Below are 15,473 nucleotides of genomic sequence, written 5' to 3'. Positions count from 1 at the left end.
AAACAATATTGATTATCATTTAGCTGCAACTATGTTCGTTACATTCCTTACAAAACATAATTGACGAAATGCCGGCTAATGCCCACGGGCCAAGGGCCACAGGGCTTTTGGGGTTCCCTATGTCCTTATTCCTATAAATAATTTCGCTATAGGAATTTTACTTGCCGGGTGTTTAGCCATAAAATCAGCGGGATTGATTGCTGCGACATATCGTCACTGCTTTTGTTTCTTTTCAAGCTCAGAGACCTTTGCTCTCTGTTAAGGATTACCAGCATGCCCGAAGCGACAGGACTCATGGCCCACAACTGGGGCTTTGCCATTTTCCTTCTAGGCGTTGTCGGCCTCTGCGCCTTCATGCTGGGCGTCTCCAGCCTCCTCGGGTCAAAAGCCTGGGGCCGCAGCAAAAACGAACCGTTCGAGTCCGGCATGCTACCTACAGGTGGCGCCCGCTTGCGGCTCTCAGCCAAATTCTATCTGGTCGCGATGCTCTTCGTGATCTTCGATATCGAAGCCCTCTTTCTCTTTGCATGGTCTGTGTCCGTCCGCGAAAGCGGCTGGACCGGATTCGTCGAAGCTCTCGTTTTCATAGCAATTCTGTTGGCAGGCCTTGTCTACCTATTCCGAGTGGGCGCCCTTGACTGGGCTCCGGAAGCTCGGCGCAAGCGGCAAGCGAAGCTGAAACAATGAGGCTTTGGCAATGCAATACAATCTCACCAGGATCGACCCCGATGCTCCTAACGAGCAGTATCCGATTGGCCAGCGGGAAACCGTTTCCGATCCGTTAGAAGATCAAGTCCACAAAAACATTTTCATGGGCAAGCTCGAAGACGTGCTCAACGGCACGATCAACTGGGGGCGCAAGAACTCCCTGTGGCCGTATAACTTCGGTCTTTCGTGCTGCTACGTGGAAATGACCACCGCCTTCACGGCGCCCCACGACATCGCGCGCTTTGGCGCCGAGGTTATCCGGGCATCGCCGCGCCAGGCGGATTTCATGGTTATCGCCGGTACCTGCTTCATCAAGATGGCGCCGATCATTCAGCGTCTCTACGAGCAAATGCTCGAACCTAAATGGGTCATTTCCATGGGTTCGTGCGCCAACTCCGGTGGCATGTACGACATCTACTCCGTCGTTCAAGGGGTGGACAAGTTCCTGCCCGTGGACGTCTACGTGCCTGGCTGCCCGCCCCGCCCTGAAGCTTTCCTGCAAGGTTTGATGCTGTTGCAGGAGTCGATTGGCCAGGAGCGTCGCCCACTTTCCTGGGTCGTTGGCGATCAAGGCGTGTATCGCGCCGAGATGCCTTCCGAGAAGGAAAAGCGCCGCGAACAGCGTATTCAGGTAACCAACCTGCGCAGCCCCGACGAAGTCTGATCCAGATCTGCTGTTTCAAAGAAACGAGAAGCTGGCTTCATTCTTTACGTTGACCGAAAGCGATAAATAACCATGACTACAGGCAGTGCTCTGTACATCCCGCCTTACAAGGCAGACGACCAGGATGTGGTCGTCGAACTGAACAACCGTTTTGGCCCGGAGGCGTTCACCGCCCAGCCTACCCGCACCGGCATGCCGGTGCTTTGGGTTGCCCGCGCCAAACTCGTCGAAGTCCTGACTTTCCTGCGTAACCTGCCCAAGCCGTACGTCATGCTCTATGACCTGCACGGCGTGGACGAGCGTCTGCGCACCAAGCGTCAAGGGCTGCCGAACGGCGTCGACTTCTCCGTGTTCTACCACTTGATGTCGATCGAACGTAATAGTGACGTAATGATCAAGGTCGCCTTGTCCGAGAGCGACCTCAGCCTGCCGACCGTCACCAGCATCTGGCCAAACGCCAACTGGTACGAGCGTGAAGTCTGGGACATGTTCGGCATCGACTTCAAAGGCCACCCTCACCTGTCGCGCATCATGATGCCGCCGACCTGGGAAGGTCACCCGCTGCGCAAGGACTTCCCGGCGCGCGCCACCGAGTTCGATCCGTTCACCCTGAACCTGGCCAAGCAGCAGCTCGAAGAAGAGTCCGCGCGCTTCAAGCCGGAAGACTGGGGCATGAAACGCTCCGGCCCGAACGAGGACTACATGTTCCTCAACCTCGGCCCGAACCACCCTTCGGCGCACGGTGCGTTCCGCATCATCCTGCAGCTGGACGGTGAAGAGATCGTCGATTGCGTACCGGACGTCGGTTACCACCACCGTGGTGCCGAGAAAATGGCCGAGCGTCAGTCGTGGCACAGCTTCATCCCGTACACCGACCGTATCGATTACCTCGGCGGCGTGATGAACAACCTGCCGTACGTGCTCTCGGTCGAGAAGCTGGCCGGCATCAAGGTTCCGGAGAAGGTCGACGTCATCCGCATCATGATGGCCGAGTTCTTCCGGATCACCAGCCACCTGCTGTTCCTGGGTACCTACATCCAGGACGTCGGCGCCATGACCCCGGTGTTCTTCACCTTCACCGACCGTCAGCGCGCCTACACGGTGATCGAGGCCATTACCGGTTTCCGTCTGCACCCGGCCTGGTACCGCATCGGTGGTGTCGCCCACGACCTGCCGCGCGGCTGGGAAAAGCTGGTCAAGGACTTCGTCGAGTGGATGCCCAAGCGTCTGGACGAATACCAGAAAGCCGCCCTGGACAACAGCATCCTGCGTGGCCGGACCATCGGCGTCGCCGACTACAACACCAAAGAGGCCCTGGAATGGGGTGTCACCGGTGCCGGCCTGCGTTCGACCGGTTGCGACTTCGACCTGCGTAAAGCGCGCCCGTACTCGGGCTACGAGAACTTCGAATTCGAAGTGCCGCTGGCCGCCAACGGCGATGCCTACGACCGCTGCATCGTGCGTGTCGAGGAGATGCGCCAGAGCATCAGGATCATCGACCAGTGCCTGCGCAACATGCCGGAAGGCCCGTACAAGGCGGATCATCCGCTGACCACGCCGCCGCCGAAAGAGCGCACCCTGCAGCACATCGAAACCTTGATCACGCACTTCCTGCAAGTTTCGTGGGGCCCGGTCATGCCGGCCAACGAATCCTTCCAGATGATCGAAGCGACCAAGGGCATCAACAGTTATTACCTGACGAGCGATGGCGGCACCATGAGCTACCGCACCCGGATTCGTACCCCAAGCTTCCCGCACCTGCAGCAGATCCCTTCGGTGATCAAAGGCAGCATGGTCGCGGACTTGATCGCGTACCTGGGTAGTATCGATTTCGTTATGGCCGACGTGGACCGCTAAGCATGAACAGCACGCTTATCCAGACAGACCGTTTCACCTTGAGTGAAACCGAGCGCTCGGCCATCGAGCACGAGTTGCATCACTACGAAGACCCGCGCGCGGCGTCGATCGAAGCCCTGAAGATCGTCCAGAAGGAACGTGGCTGGGTGCCGGACGGCGCCCTGTACGCCATCGGCGAGATCCTCGGCATCCCGGCCAGCGATGTTGAAGGCGTGGCGACGTTCTACAGCCAGATCTTCCGTCAGCCGGTCGGCCGTCACATCATTCGCGTCTGCGACAGCATGGTCTGCTACATCGGCGGCCACGAGTCCGTGGTCAGCGAAATCCAGAGCAAGCTCGGCATCGGCCTGGGTCAGACCACCACCGACGGTCGTTTCACCCTGCTGCCGGTCTGCTGCCTCGGCAACTGCGACAAGGCGCCGGCGCTGATGATCGACGACGACACTTTCGGTGATGTGCAGCCTGCCGGCGTTGCCAAATTGCTCGAGGGCTACGTATGACCCTGACTTCCTTCGGTCCAGCCAACCGCATCAAGCGTTCGGCCGAGACTCACCCGCTCACCTGGCGTCTGCGCGACGACGGCGAAGCCGTCTGGCTCGACGAATACCAGGCCAAGAACGGTTACGCCGCTGCGCGCAAGGCCTTCGCCGACATGGCCCAGGACGACATCGTCCAGACCGTGAAAGATTCCGGCCTCAAGGGTCGCGGCGGTGCAGGCTTCCCCACTGGCGTGAAGTGGGGCCTGATGCCCAAGGACGAATCCATCAACATCCGCTACCTGCTGTGCAACGCGGATGAAATGGAGCCGAACACCTGGAAAGACCGCATGCTGATGGAGCAACTGCCCCATCTGCTGATCGAAGGCATGCTGATCAGCGCCCGTGCACTGAAAACCTACCGTGGCTACATCTTCCTGCGTGGCGAGTACACCACCGCCGCCAAGCACCTGAACCGTGCCGTGGAAGAAGCCAAGGCAGCAGGCCTTTTGGGCAAGAACATCCTGGGCAGCGGTTTCGATTTCGAGCTGTTCGTCCACACCGGTGCCGGACGTTATATCTGCGGTGAAGAAACCGCACTGATCAACTCCCTCGAAGGCCGCCGCGCCAACCCGCGCTCCAAGCCGCCCTTCCCTGCCGCCGTTGGCGTGTGGGGCAAGCCGACTTGCGTGAACAACGTCGAGACCCTGTGCAACGTGCCGGCGATCATTGCCGACGGCGTGGACTGGTACAAATCCCTGGCTCGCGAAGGCAGCGAAGACATGGGCACCAAGCTCATGGGCTTCTCCGGCAAGGTCAAGAACCCGGGCCTGTGGGAATTGCCGTTCGGCGTCACCGGTCGCGAGCTGTTCGAAGACTACGCCGGTGGCATGCGCGACGGTTACAAGCTCAAGGCCTGGCAGCCTGGCGGCGCCGGTACCGGCTTCCTGTTGCCGGAACACCTGGACGCACAAATGTATGCCGGCGGCATCGCCAAAGTGGGCACCCGTATGGGTACCGGCCTGGCCATGGCGGTGGACGACAGCGTCAACATGGTGTCCCTGCTGCGCAACATGGAGCAGTTCTTCGCCCGCGAATCCTGTGGTTTCTGCACCCCGTGCCGCGATGGCTTGCCATGGAGCGTCAAGCTCCTGATGGCCATCGAGAACGGTGAAGGCCAGCCAGGCGACATCGAGACCCTGCTGGGTCTGGTCGGTTTCCTCGGCCCGGGCAAGACCTTCTGTGCTCACGCACCGGGCGCCGTGGAGCCGTTGGGCAGCGCAATCAAATACTTCCGCCATGAGTTCGAAGCCGGTATCGCGCCTGTCAGCGCCGCCGTCCCGCCTCTGGCAAGGCCGATCGTAGTCGGCGCGTAACCGCTTAAAAAGGCGAAGGGTCCGTGCCCTTCGCTTTTCGTGTGATGACGCCGCAAGCGGCTGTGTTGATTCACGCGGATAACAAGATTCCATTAGCCACGCCCGCTGACACCGGGCCAACGAAGAACTTTGAACCATGGCCACTATCCACGTAGACGGCAAAGAGCTCGAAGTCGATGGGGCAGACAACCTGTTACAGGCATGTCTGTCGCTAGGCCTCGATATCCCTTATTTCTGCTGGCACCCTGCCCTTGGCAGCGTTGGCGCTTGCCGCCAGTGCGCGGTCAAGCAGTACACCGACGAGAACGACACCCGTGGTCGCATCGTCATGTCCTGCATGACCCCTGCCACCGACAACACCTGGATCTCCATCGAAGATGAAGAGTCCAAGGCGTTCCGCGCCAGTGTTGTTGAATGGCTGATGACCAACCACCCTCACGACTGCCCGGTCTGTGAGGAAGGCGGTCACTGCCACCTGCAAGACATGACGGTAATGACCGGCCACAACGAGCGCCGTTACCGCTTCACCAAGCGTACCCACCAGAACCAGCAACTGGGCCCGTTCATTTCCCACGAAATGAACCGCTGCATCGCTTGCTACCGCTGCGTGCGCTTCTACAAGGACTACGCCGGCGGCACCGATCTCGGTGTGTTCGGCGCCCACGACAACGTGTACTTCGGTCGCGTTGAAGACGGCACCCTGGAAAGCGAGTTCTCCGGCAACCTCACCGAGGTCTGCCCGACCGGTGTGTTCACCGACAAGACTCACTCCGAGCGCTACAACCGCAAGTGGGACATGCAGTTCTCGCCGAGCATCTGCCATGGCTGCTCCAGCGGTTGCAACATCTCCCCGGGCGAGCGTTACGGCGAACTGCGCCGCATCGAAAACCGTTTCAACGGTTCGGTGAACCAGTACTTCCTGTGCGACCGTGGCCGTTTCGGCTATGGCTACGTCAACCGCGAAGACCGCCCACGTCAGCCGCTGCTGGCCAACGGCACCAAGCTGGGTCTCGACGAAGCACTGGATAAAGCCGCCGACCTGCTGCGCGGTCGCAACATCGTCGGCATCGGTTCGCCACGCGCCAGCCTCGAAAGCAACTACGCGTTGCGCGAACTGGTCGGTGCCGAGCACTTCTACTCGGGTATCGAAGCCGCCGAACTGGAGCGCATCCGTCTAGTCCTGCAAGTGCTCAAAGACAGCCCGCTGCCAGTGCCGAACATGCGCGACATCGAAGACCACGACGCCGTGTTCGTCCTCGGTGAAGATCTGACCCAGACGGCTGCGCGCATGGCCCTGTCCCTGCGTCAATCGGTCAAGGGCAAGGCCGAAGACATGGCCGACGCCATGCGCGTCCAGCCCTGGCTCGACGCCGCCGTGAAGAACATCGGCCAGCACGCGCTGAACCCGCTGTTCATCGCCAGCCTGGCTGAAACCAAGCTCGACGACATCGCCGAAGAGTGCGTTCACGCCGCTCCCGACGACCTGGCCCGCATCGGTTTCGCCGTGGCTCACGCCCTCGACGCCAGCGCACCGGCCGTTGAAGGCCTGGACGCTGAAGCCCTCGAACTGGCCCAGCGCATTGCCGACGCCCTGCTCGCGGCCAAGCGCCCACTGATCATCGCCGGTACTTCTCTGGGCTCCAAAGCCCTGATCGAGGCTGCCGCCAACATTGCGAAGGCCCTGAAGCTGCGCGAGAAGAACGGTTCCATCAGCCTGATCGTGCCGGAGGCCAACAGCCTCGGCCTGGCCATGCTCGGTGGCGAATCGGTCGACGCCGCACTGCAAGCCGTGATCGACGGCAAGGCTGACGCCATCGTCGTGCTGGAAAACGATCTGTACACCCGTACCGACAAAGCCCGTGTCGATGCCGCCCTGACTGCCGCGAAAGTGGTGATCGTGGCCGACCATCAGAAGACTGCCACCAGCGATCGCGCGCACCTGGTTCTGCCAGCCGCCAGCTTCGCTGAAGGCGACGGTACCCTGGTCAGCCAGGAAGGCCGCGCCCAGCGCTTCTTCCAGGTCTTCGATCCGAAGTACATGGACGCCAGCATCCTGGTTCACGAAGGCTGGCGCTGGCTGCATGCCCTGCGCGCCACCCTGCTGAACCAGCCGATCGACTGGACCCAGCTGGACCACGCCACCGCCGCTGTCGCTTCCAGCACACCGGTCCTGAACCGCATTGTCGACGCCGCACCGTCCGCCGCGTTCCGCATCAAGGGCATGAAGCTGGCCCGTGAACCGCTGCGCTACTCCGGTCGTACCGCCATGCGCGCCGACATCAGCGTGCACGAACCGCGTACCCCGCAGGACAAGGACACCGCGTTCGCCTTCTCCATGGAAGGTTACTCGGGTTCGGCCGAACCGCGTCAGCAAGTGCCATTCGCCTGGTCTCCGGGCTGGAACTCGCCGCAAGCCTGGAACAAGTTCCAGGACGAAGTCGGTGGTCACATCCGCGCTGGCGACCCGGGCACCCGCCTGATCGAAAGCAGCGGTGACTCGCTGAACTGGTTCGCCACTGTTCCGCGTGCGTTCAACCCGGCTCCAGGCACCTGGCAGGTCGTACCGTTCTTCCACCTGTTCGGCAGCGAAGAAAACTCTTCGAAAGCCGCTCCGGTCCAGGAACGCATTCCGGCGGCCTACGTTGCACTGGCCAAGTCCGAAGCCGACCGCTTGGGCGTCAACGACGGTGCCATGCTGAGCCTGAACGTGGCCGGCCAGACCCTGCGTCTGCCGCTGCGCATCAATGAAGAGCTGGGCGCAGGCCTGGTGGCATTGCCTGCGGGCATTGCCGGTATTCCGCCAGCAATCTTTGGCAAATCCGTTGACGGTCTGCAGGAGGCAGCTCAATGACCTGGTTCACTCCTGAAGTGATCGACGTGATCATCGCGGTCCTCAAGGCCGTGGTGATTCTGCTCGCCGTGGTGATCTGCGGCGCCCTGCTCAGCTGGGTCGAGCGTCGTTTGCTCGCCCTCTGGCAGGACCGTTACGGTCCGAACCGCGTCGGTCCGTTCGGCGCGTTCCAGATCGCCGCCGACATGATCAAGATGTTCTTCAAGGAAGACTGGACGCCTCCATTCGCCGACAAGATGATCTTCACCCTGGCACCGGTCGTGGCCATGAGCGCCCTGCTGATTGCCTTCGCGATCATCCCGATCACCCCGACCTGGGGCGTGGCGGACATCAACATCGGCATCCTGTTCTTCTTCGCCATGGCCGGCCTCTCGGTCTACGCGGTGCTGTTCGCCGGCTGGTCGAGCAACAACAAGTTCGCCCTGCTGGGCAGCTTGCGTGCCTCGGCGCAAACCGTGTCGTACGAAGTGTTCATGGGCCTGTCGCTGATGGGCATCGTGATCCAGGTCGGCTCGTTCAACATGCGCGACATCGTTGAATATCAAGCGCAGAACCTGTGGTTCATCATTCCGCAGATCTTCGGCTTCCTGACCTTCTTCATCGCTGGCGTGGCCGTGACTCACCGTCACCCGTTCGACCAGCCGGAAGCGGAGCAGGAACTGGCCGACGGTTACCACATTGAATACGCCGGCATGAAATGGGGCATGTTCTTCGTCGGCGAGTACATCGGCATCGTGTTGATTTCGGCGCTGCTGGTGACCTTGTTCTTCGGTGGCTGGCACGGTCCGTTCGGTCTCCTGCCGCAGATCCCGTTCATCTGGTTCGCACTGAAAACCGCGTTCTTCATCATGATGTTCATCCTGCTGCGCGCGTCGATTCCGCGTCCACGGTATGACCAGGTGATGGATTTCAGCTGGAAGTTCTGCCTGCCGCTGACCCTCGTCAACATGCTGGTGACCGCTGCGATCGTGTTGCTCAACACGCCCGCCGTCGCGGCTCAGTGAGGATAGAGAATCATGAAGTACATATTTGACATCGTGCATGGCTTCTACACCCAGCTTCGCAGCCTGGTGATGATTTTCGGCCACGCCTTCCGCAAGCGCGACACGCTGCAGTACCCGGAAGAACCGGTCTACCTGCCGCCGCGCTACCGTGGACGTATCGTCCTGACCCGCGACCCCGATGGCGAAGAGCGTTGCGTAGCCTGCAACCTGTGCGCCGTGGCCTGCCCGGTCGGTTGCATCTCGCTGCAGAAAGCTGAAACCGAAGACGGTCGCTGGTACCCGGACTTCTTCCGCATCAACTTCTCGCGCTGCATTTTCTGTGGCCTCTGCGAGGAAGCCTGCCCGACCACCGCGATCCAGCTGACACCGGATTTCGAGATGGCCGAGTTCAAACGTCAGGACCTGGTTTACGAGAAAGAAGATCTGCTGATCTCCGGCCCCGGCAAAAACCCTGATTACAACTTCTATCGTGTTGCAGGTATGGCGATTGCCGGTAAGCCGAAAGGCTCCGCGCAGAACGAAGCCGAACCGATCAACGTGAAGAGCTTGCTGCCTTAAGGAAGAAAGATGGAATTCGCTTTCTATTTCGCATCGGGTATCGCTGTGGTGTCCACGCTTCGCGTGATCACCCACACCAACCCTGTGCACGCCCTGCTCTACCTGATCATTTCGCTGATCGCCGTGGCCATGACGTTCTTCGCCCTCGGCGCACCGTTTGCCGGTGTCCTGGAAGTGATCGCCTACGCTGGCGCCATCATGGTGCTGTTCGTGTTCGTGGTGATGATGCTGAACCTGGGCCCGGCCTCGGTTCAGCAAGAGCGCGTCTGGCTCAAGCCCGGCATATGGGGCGGCCCGGTCCTCCTCGCCGCGCTGCTGCTGGTGGAACTGCTGTACGTGCTGTTCTCCCACCAGAGCGGCCAGGCCGTCGGCCACACCACCGTAGACGCCAAGGCCGTGGGCATCAGCCTGTTCGGTCCTTACCTGCTGGTGGTTGAACTCGCCTCGATGCTGCTGCTCGCCGCAGCCGTCACGGCGTTCCACTTGGGCCGCAACGAAGCCAAGGAGCAATGACGATGCCTGCTATCCCCATGGAGCATGGTCTGGCGGTCGCCGGCATCCTGTTCTGCCTCGGTCTGGTCGGCCTGATGGTCCGCCGCAACATCCTTTTCGTGCTGATGAGCCTGGAGGTCATGATGAATGCCTCCGCTTTGGCGTTCATCGTTGCCGGTAGCCGCTGGGCGCAGCCGGATGGACAGATCATGTTCATCCTGGTGATCAGCCTGGCAGCCGCCGAGGCCAGTATCGGCCTGGCGATCCTGCTGCAACTGTATCGCCGCTTCCACACGCTCGATATCGACGCTGCCAGTGAGATGCGCGGATGAACCTTCTCTATCTGACTTTCGTATTCCCTCTCATCGGTTTCCTGCTGCTGTCGTTCTCCCGTGGACGCATCTCGGAAAACCTGGCCGCGCTGATTGGCGTCGGCTCCATCGGTCTGTCGGCGATCGTGACCACCTACGTGATCTGGCAATTCAACGTCGCCCCGCCGGAAGGCGGCCACTACACCCAGGTGTTGTGGCAGTGGATCGCAGTTGAAGGCTTCACGCCGAACTTCGCCCTGTACCTGGACGGCCTGTCCGTGACCATGCTCGGTGTGGTCGTCGGCGTCGGCTTCCTGATCCACCTGTTCGCGTCCTGGTACATGCGCGGTGAAGCCGGTTACTCGCGTTTCTTCGCCTACACCAACCTGTTCATCGCCAGCATGCTGTTCCTCGTGCTGGGCGATAACCTGTTGTTCCTGTACTTCGGTTGGGAAGGCGTGGGCCTGTGCTCGTACCTGTTGATCGGTTTCTACTACAGCAACCGCAACAACGGTAACGCCGCACTCAAAGCCTTCATCGTGACCCGCATCGGTGACGTGTTCATGGCCATCGGCCTGTTCATTCTGTTTGCCCAACTGGGCACGCTGAACGTTCAGGAACTGCTGGTGCTGGCACCGCAGAAATTCCAGGCCGGCGACTTCTGGATGGTCATGGCCACCCTGATGCTGCTGGGCGGCGCTGTCGGTAAATCCGCGCAACTGCCACTGCAAACCTGGCTGGCGGACGCGATGGCCGGTCCTACTCCGGTTTCGGCACTGATCCACGCCGCAACCATGGTGACCGCCGGTGTCTACCTGATCGCCCGTACCCACGGCCTGTTCACCCTGGCGCCGGAAATCCTGCACCTGGTAGGCATTGTCGGTGGCGTGACCCTGGTCCTGGCAGGTTTTGCAGCCCTGGTTCAGACCGACATCAAGCGTATCCTCGCCTACTCGACCATGAGCCAGATCGGCTACATGTTCCTGGCCCTGGGCGTCGGTGCCTGGGATGGCGCGATCTTCCACCTGATGACCCACGCCTTCTTCAAGGCCCTGCTGTTCCTTGCATCCGGTGCGGTGATCGTTGCCTGCCACCACGAGCAGGACATCTTCAAGATGGGCGGTCTGTGGAAGAAACTGCCACTGGCCTACGCCAGCTTCATCGTCGGCGGCGCGGCCCTGGCGGCCCTGCCACTGGTCACCGCGGGCTTCTACTCCAAGGACGAAATCCTCTGGGAAGCGTTTGCCAGCGGTAACGAAGGTCTGCTGTATGCAGGTCTGGTCGGTGCGTTCATGACCTCGCTCTACACCTTCCGCCTGATCTTCATCGCGTTCCACGGTGAAGCGAAGACCGAAGCCCACGCCGGTCACGGCATTGCCCACTGGCTGCCACTGTCGGTGCTGATCGTATTGTCCACCGCCATCGGCGCGATGATCGTTCCGCCGCTGCACGGCGTGCTGCCTGAGAGCGTCGGCCATGCCGGCGGCGAAGCCAAGCACAGCCTGGAAATCGCTTCGGGCGCCATCGCCCTGGCCGGTATCCTGCTGTCTGCGCTGCTGTTCCTCGGCAAGCGTCGCTTCGTGACGGCCATCGCCAACAGCGGCATCGGCCGTGTCCTTTCGGCCTGGTGGTTCGCTGCCTGGGGCTTCGACTGGATCTACGACAAACTGTTCGTCAAGCCGTACCTGGCGATCAGCCACATCCTGCGCAAAGACCCGCTCGACCAGACCATCGGTCTGATCCCGCGCATGGCCAAAGGCGGTCACACCGCCCTGAGCCGTACCGAGACCGGTCAACTGCGTTGGTATGCCGCCTCGATGGCTGCTGGTGCCGTGCTGGTCATCGGCGCCGTCGTGCTGGTAGCGGTCTGATATGAACCTTGCGAATTTGCGAAAGGAAACGAACCCGTCATGATTCTGCCTTGGCTAATCCTGATCCCCTTCATCGGCGGCCTGCTGTGCTGGATGGGTGAGCGCTTCGGCGCCACCCTCCCCCGCTGGATTGCGCTGATCACCATGTCCCTGCTGCTCTCCCTCGGCCTCTGGCTGTGGGCCAACGGTGACTATTCATTTGCGCCGGCGCCTGGCGCCGACCCAACCTGGGCGCTTGAGTTCAAGCACGTCTGGATCCAGCGCTTCGGCATCAATGTGCACCTGGCCCTCGACGGCCTGTCGCTGTTGATGATCATGCTGACCGGCCTGCTGGGTGTCCTCTCGGTACTCTGCTCGTGGAAAGAGATCCAGCGTCACGTGGGCTTCTTCCACCTGAACCTGATGTGGATCCTGGGCGGTGTCGTCGGCGTGTTCCTCGCCCTCGACCTGTTCATGTTCTTCTTCTTCTGGGAAATGATGCTGGTGCCGATGTACTTCCTCATCGCGCTCTGGGGTCACAGTTCTTCGGACGGCAAGAAAACCCGGATCTACGCGGCGACCAAGTTCTTCATCTTCACTCAGGCTTCCGGCCTGATCATGCTGGTGGCGATCCTGGGCCTGGTACTGGTCAACTTCAACGACACCGGCGTGATTACCTTCAACTACGCCGACCTGTTGAAGACCAAGATGTCGACGACCACCGAGTACATCCTGATGCTCGGCTTCTTCATCGCCTTCGCGGTCAAGCTGCCGGTCGTGCCGTTCCACTCCTGGTTGCCTGACGCTCACGCCCAAGCGCCGACCGCCGGTTCCGTCGACCTCGCCGGTATCTTGCTGAAGACCGCGGCCTACGGCCTGCTGCGTTTCGCCCTGCCACTGTTCCCGAATGCGTCGGCCGAGTTCGCGCCGTTCGCCATGACCCTGGGTCTGATCGGGATCTTCTACGGTGCGTTCCTGGCGTTCGCGCAAACCGACATCAAGCGTCTGATCGCCTTCTCGTCCGTTTCCCACATGGGCTTCGTACTGATCGGCATCTACTCCGGCAGCCAACTGGCACTGCAGGGCGCGGTGATGCAGATGCTGGCCCACGGTCTGTCGGCGGCGGCGCTCTTTATCCTGAGCGGCCAGCTGTACGAACGCACTCACACCCGCGACATGCGTGAAATGGGTGGCCTGTGGTCGAAGATCGCCTACCTGCCGGCCCTCAGCCTGTTCTTCGCGGCGGCGTCCCTGGGCCTGCCGGGTACCGGTAACTTCGTCGGTGAGTTCCTGATCCTGATCGGTACCTTCCCGATTGCCCCATGGGTCACCATCATCGCAACGTCCGGCCTGGTGTTCGGTTCGGTCTACTCGCTGATCATGATCCATCGTGCCTACTTCGGCCCGGCCAAATCGGACGCGGTGTTGCATGGCATGGACGGTCGCGAAATGATCATGGTGGTCGGTCTGGCTGCACTGCTGATCTACATCGGCGTGTACCCACAACCGTTCCTCGATACCTCTGCCGCTACGATGCATGGCGTGCAGCAGTGGCTCGGTACCGCCTTCACTCAACTCGCTTCGGCCCGGTAAGAGCGCTATGGAATTCACGACTCAACACTTTATCGCGCTAGCGCCGCTGTTGATTACCAGCGCCACGATCATCGTGGTGATGCTGGCGATCGCCTGGCGCCGCAACCACTCCCAGACCTTCCTGCTGTCGGTGGCCGGTCTGAACCTGGCGTTGCTGTCGATCCTGCCTGCCTTGAAAGTCGCGCCCCTGGCCGTGACCCCATTGCTGCAGATCGACACCTTCGCCTGCCTGTACATGGCGCTGATCCTGGTCGCCACCCTCGCTTGTGTGACCCTCGCCCACGCCTACCTTGGCGATGGCGGTTCGGGTTACCCGGGCAACCGTGAAGAACTGTACCTGCTGATCCTGATGGCCGCCGCCGGTGGCCTGGTACTGGTCAGCGCGCAGCACCTGGCCGGGTTGTTCGTCGGTCTGGAACTGCTGTCGGTGCCGGTCTACGGTCTGGTGGCCTATGCCTTCTTCAACAAGCGCTCGCTGGAAGCCGGTATCAAGTACATGGTGCTGTCGGCGGCCGGTTCCGCGTTCCTGTTGTTCGGTATGGCCCTGCTGTACGCTGACGCCGGCTCCCTGAGCTTTGTCGGTATCGGCCAGGCGCTGGCGGCCACTGGCCTGCCAAGCTCGCTGGCGCAACTGGGCCTGGGCATGATGTTGATCGGTCTGGCGTTCAAGCTGTCGCTGGTACCCTTCCACCTCTGGACCCCGGACGTCTACGAAGGTGCTCCGGCGCCGGTTGCAGCGTTCCTGGCCACCGCGTCGAAAGTCGCCGTGTTTGCTGTGATGGTGCGCCTGTTCCAGATCTCCCCTGCCGCGAGCAGCGGCGTGCTGAGCAACGTGCTGACCATCATCGCCATCGCATCGATCCTGTTCGGTAACCTGCTGGCCCTGACCCAGAGCAACCTCAAGCGTCTGTTGGGTTACTCGTCCATCGCTCACTTCGGCTACCTGCTGATCGCCCTGGTGGCGAGCAAGGGCCTGGCCGTGGAAGCCATTGGTGTGTACCTGGTCACCTACGTGATCACCAGCCTCGGCGCCTTCGGCGTGATCACCCTGATGTCCTCGCCGTACAACGGCCGTGACGCCGACGCCCTGTACGAATACCGCGGCCTGTTCTGGCGCCGTCCGTACCTGACTGCCGTACTGACCGTGATGATGCTGTCCCTGGCCGGTATCCCGCTGACCGCCGGCTTCATCGGCAAGTTCTACATCATCGCCACCGGCGTCGAGTCGCATCAGTGGTGGCTGGTCGCCTCCCTGGTACTGGGCAGCGCCATCGGCGTGTTCTACTACCTGCGTGTGATGGTCACCCTGTACCTGATCGAACCGAACCTGCGTCGCCACGATGCGCAACTGCACTGGGAACAACGTGCAGGCGGCGTGATGCTGCTGGCCATCGCGGTACTGGCGTTCTTCCTCGGCCTGTACCCACAACCGCTGCTGAACCTGGTTCAACAGTCGGGGTTGGCGGGTTGATCGCTTAAGCGACTCTCGGCAACAAACAAAAACGGCACCTTCGGGTGCCGTTTTTTGTGCCGAGGGAGTCCTCGCCCCGTCTGGACTGCGTAGCAGCCCCACTTTCAGTGAGCACGGTGCATCCGTTCAACCGCAGCAGGTTGACGTTAGCACCTGCTTCACAGGCGGACGGGAGCAAGCTCCCTCGCCACAGGTGATCTGTTGTCCTGATGACGGTGTTTAGACTGGAGAATAGTGTTGTCTCTGATGACCTCTTCGCGGG

13 protein-coding genes are annotated in these 15,473 nt (G+C 61.1%); all 13 read left to right on the top strand.

Translation table 11 applies throughout. The features are described from left to right. Positions 1 to 273 precede the first annotated feature (273 nt). The 13 genes from AB7M25_RS10820 to nuoN all read left to right on the top strand — a co-directional run bounded on the left by AB7M25_RS10820 (position 274) and on the right by nuoN (position 15,211). Entirely contained in the window at positions 274 to 687 is a 414-nt protein-coding gene (locus AB7M25_RS10820) for an NADH-quinone oxidoreductase subunit A (protein WP_003223812.1), read from the top strand. 10 nt (positions 688 to 697) lie between these two features. Continuing rightward, the gene (locus AB7M25_RS10815) at positions 698 to 1,372 is read left to right on the top strand and encodes a NuoB/complex I 20 kDa subunit family protein (protein ID WP_007970441.1); all 675 of its coding nucleotides are present in this window, start codon (positions 698 to 700) and stop codon (positions 1,370 to 1,372) included. 72 nt (positions 1,373 to 1,444) lie between these two features. Beyond that, entirely contained in the window at positions 1,445 to 3,229 is a 1,785-nt protein-coding gene (nuoC, locus tag AB7M25_RS10810) for an NADH-quinone oxidoreductase subunit C/D (protein ID WP_007981273.1), read from the top strand. A 2-nt stretch (positions 3,230 to 3,231) separates the two neighbouring features. Then, positions 3,232 to 3,729, top strand: coding sequence for an NADH-quinone oxidoreductase subunit NuoE (gene nuoE / locus AB7M25_RS10805; RefSeq protein ID WP_008053447.1), 498 nt, complete (start codon positions 3,232 to 3,234; stop codon positions 3,727 to 3,729). Next, positions 3,726 to 5,081 (top strand): NADH-quinone oxidoreductase subunit NuoF, encoded by a 1,356-nt coding sequence (nuoF, locus tag AB7M25_RS10800; RefSeq protein ID WP_057714158.1) that lies wholly within the window; start codon positions 3,726 to 3,728, stop codon positions 5,079 to 5,081. The genes nuoE and nuoF overlap by 4 nt, the downstream gene beginning before the upstream one ends. Before the next feature lie 136 nt (positions 5,082 to 5,217). Beyond that, on the top strand, positions 5,218 to 7,932 hold the full coding sequence (nuoG, locus tag AB7M25_RS10795) for an NADH-quinone oxidoreductase subunit NuoG (RefSeq protein WP_454237270.1): 2,715 nt from the start codon (positions 5,218 to 5,220) through the stop codon (positions 7,930 to 7,932). Further along, complete coding sequence (nuoH, locus tag AB7M25_RS10790; protein WP_116581352.1) at positions 7,929 to 8,936, top strand: NADH-quinone oxidoreductase subunit NuoH; 1,008 nt, start codon at positions 7,929 to 7,931, stop codon at positions 8,934 to 8,936. Before nuoG ends, nuoH begins: the two co-directional genes overlap by 4 nt. A 12-nt stretch (positions 8,937 to 8,948) precedes the next feature. Then, entirely contained in the window at positions 8,949 to 9,494 is a 546-nt protein-coding gene (gene nuoI / locus AB7M25_RS10785) for an NADH-quinone oxidoreductase subunit NuoI (RefSeq protein ID WP_007970449.1), read from the top strand. A 9-nt stretch (positions 9,495 to 9,503) separates the two neighbouring features. Then, positions 9,504 to 10,007: an NADH-quinone oxidoreductase subunit J gene (gene nuoJ / locus AB7M25_RS10780; RefSeq protein WP_104447787.1), complete on the top strand. Its 504-nt coding sequence runs from the start codon at positions 9,504 to 9,506 to the stop codon at positions 10,005 to 10,007. A gap of 2 nt (positions 10,008 to 10,009) precedes the next feature. Next, a complete protein-coding gene (gene nuoK, locus AB7M25_RS10775) occupies positions 10,010 to 10,318 on the top strand; it encodes an NADH-quinone oxidoreductase subunit NuoK (RefSeq protein ID WP_007946416.1) in 309 nt (102 codons plus the stop codon). Next, positions 10,315 to 12,168, top strand: coding sequence for an NADH-quinone oxidoreductase subunit L (nuoL, locus tag AB7M25_RS10770; protein ID WP_454237269.1), 1,854 nt, complete (start codon positions 10,315 to 10,317; stop codon positions 12,166 to 12,168). Before nuoK ends, nuoL begins: the two co-directional genes overlap by 4 nt. Before the next feature lie 39 nt (positions 12,169 to 12,207). Continuing rightward, positions 12,208 to 13,740 (top strand): NADH-quinone oxidoreductase subunit M, encoded by a 1,533-nt coding sequence (gene nuoM, locus AB7M25_RS10765; RefSeq protein ID WP_104447789.1) that lies wholly within the window; start codon positions 12,208 to 12,210, stop codon positions 13,738 to 13,740. A gap of 7 nt (positions 13,741 to 13,747) precedes the next feature. Further along, positions 13,748 to 15,211, top strand: a complete 1,464-nt coding sequence (gene nuoN, locus AB7M25_RS10760; RefSeq protein ID WP_007970453.1) for an NADH-quinone oxidoreductase subunit NuoN — start codon at positions 13,748 to 13,750, stop codon at positions 15,209 to 15,211. Positions 15,212 to 15,473 lie beyond the last annotated feature (262 nt).

Source organism: Pseudomonas sp. AP3_22 TE3818 (assembly GCF_053628995.1).
This window is presented reverse-complemented; position numbering and strand designations above follow the sequence as displayed.

What these genes read in the sequence shown, in the direction of transcription:
- AB7M25_RS10820 (WP_003223812.1), top strand. Translation starts at nt 274, where the DNA reads ATGCCCGAAGCGACAGGACTCATGGCCCACAACTGGGGCTTTGCCATT.
- AB7M25_RS10815 (WP_007970441.1), top strand. Translation starts at nt 698, where the DNA reads ATGCAATACAATCTCACCAGGATCGACCCCGATGCTCCTAACGAGCAG.
- nuoC (WP_007981273.1), top strand. Translation starts at nt 1,445, where the DNA reads ATGACTACAGGCAGTGCTCTGTACATCCCGCCTTACAAGGCAGACGAC.
- nuoE (WP_008053447.1), top strand. Translation starts at nt 3,232, where the DNA reads ATGAACAGCACGCTTATCCAGACAGACCGTTTCACCTTGAGTGAAACC.
- nuoF (WP_057714158.1), top strand. Translation starts at nt 3,726, where the DNA reads ATGACCCTGACTTCCTTCGGTCCAGCCAACCGCATCAAGCGTTCGGCC.
- nuoG (WP_454237270.1), top strand. Translation starts at nt 5,218, where the DNA reads ATGGCCACTATCCACGTAGACGGCAAAGAGCTCGAAGTCGATGGGGCA.
- nuoH (WP_116581352.1), top strand. Translation starts at nt 7,929, where the DNA reads ATGACCTGGTTCACTCCTGAAGTGATCGACGTGATCATCGCGGTCCTC.
- nuoI (WP_007970449.1), top strand. Translation starts at nt 8,949, where the DNA reads ATGAAGTACATATTTGACATCGTGCATGGCTTCTACACCCAGCTTCGC.
- nuoJ (WP_104447787.1), top strand. Translation starts at nt 9,504, where the DNA reads ATGGAATTCGCTTTCTATTTCGCATCGGGTATCGCTGTGGTGTCCACG.
- nuoK (WP_007946416.1), top strand. Translation starts at nt 10,010, where the DNA reads ATGCCTGCTATCCCCATGGAGCATGGTCTGGCGGTCGCCGGCATCCTG.
- nuoL (WP_454237269.1), top strand. Translation starts at nt 10,315, where the DNA reads ATGAACCTTCTCTATCTGACTTTCGTATTCCCTCTCATCGGTTTCCTG.
- nuoM (WP_104447789.1), top strand. Translation starts at nt 12,208, where the DNA reads ATGATTCTGCCTTGGCTAATCCTGATCCCCTTCATCGGCGGCCTGCTG.
- nuoN (WP_007970453.1), top strand. Translation starts at nt 13,748, where the DNA reads ATGGAATTCACGACTCAACACTTTATCGCGCTAGCGCCGCTGTTGATT.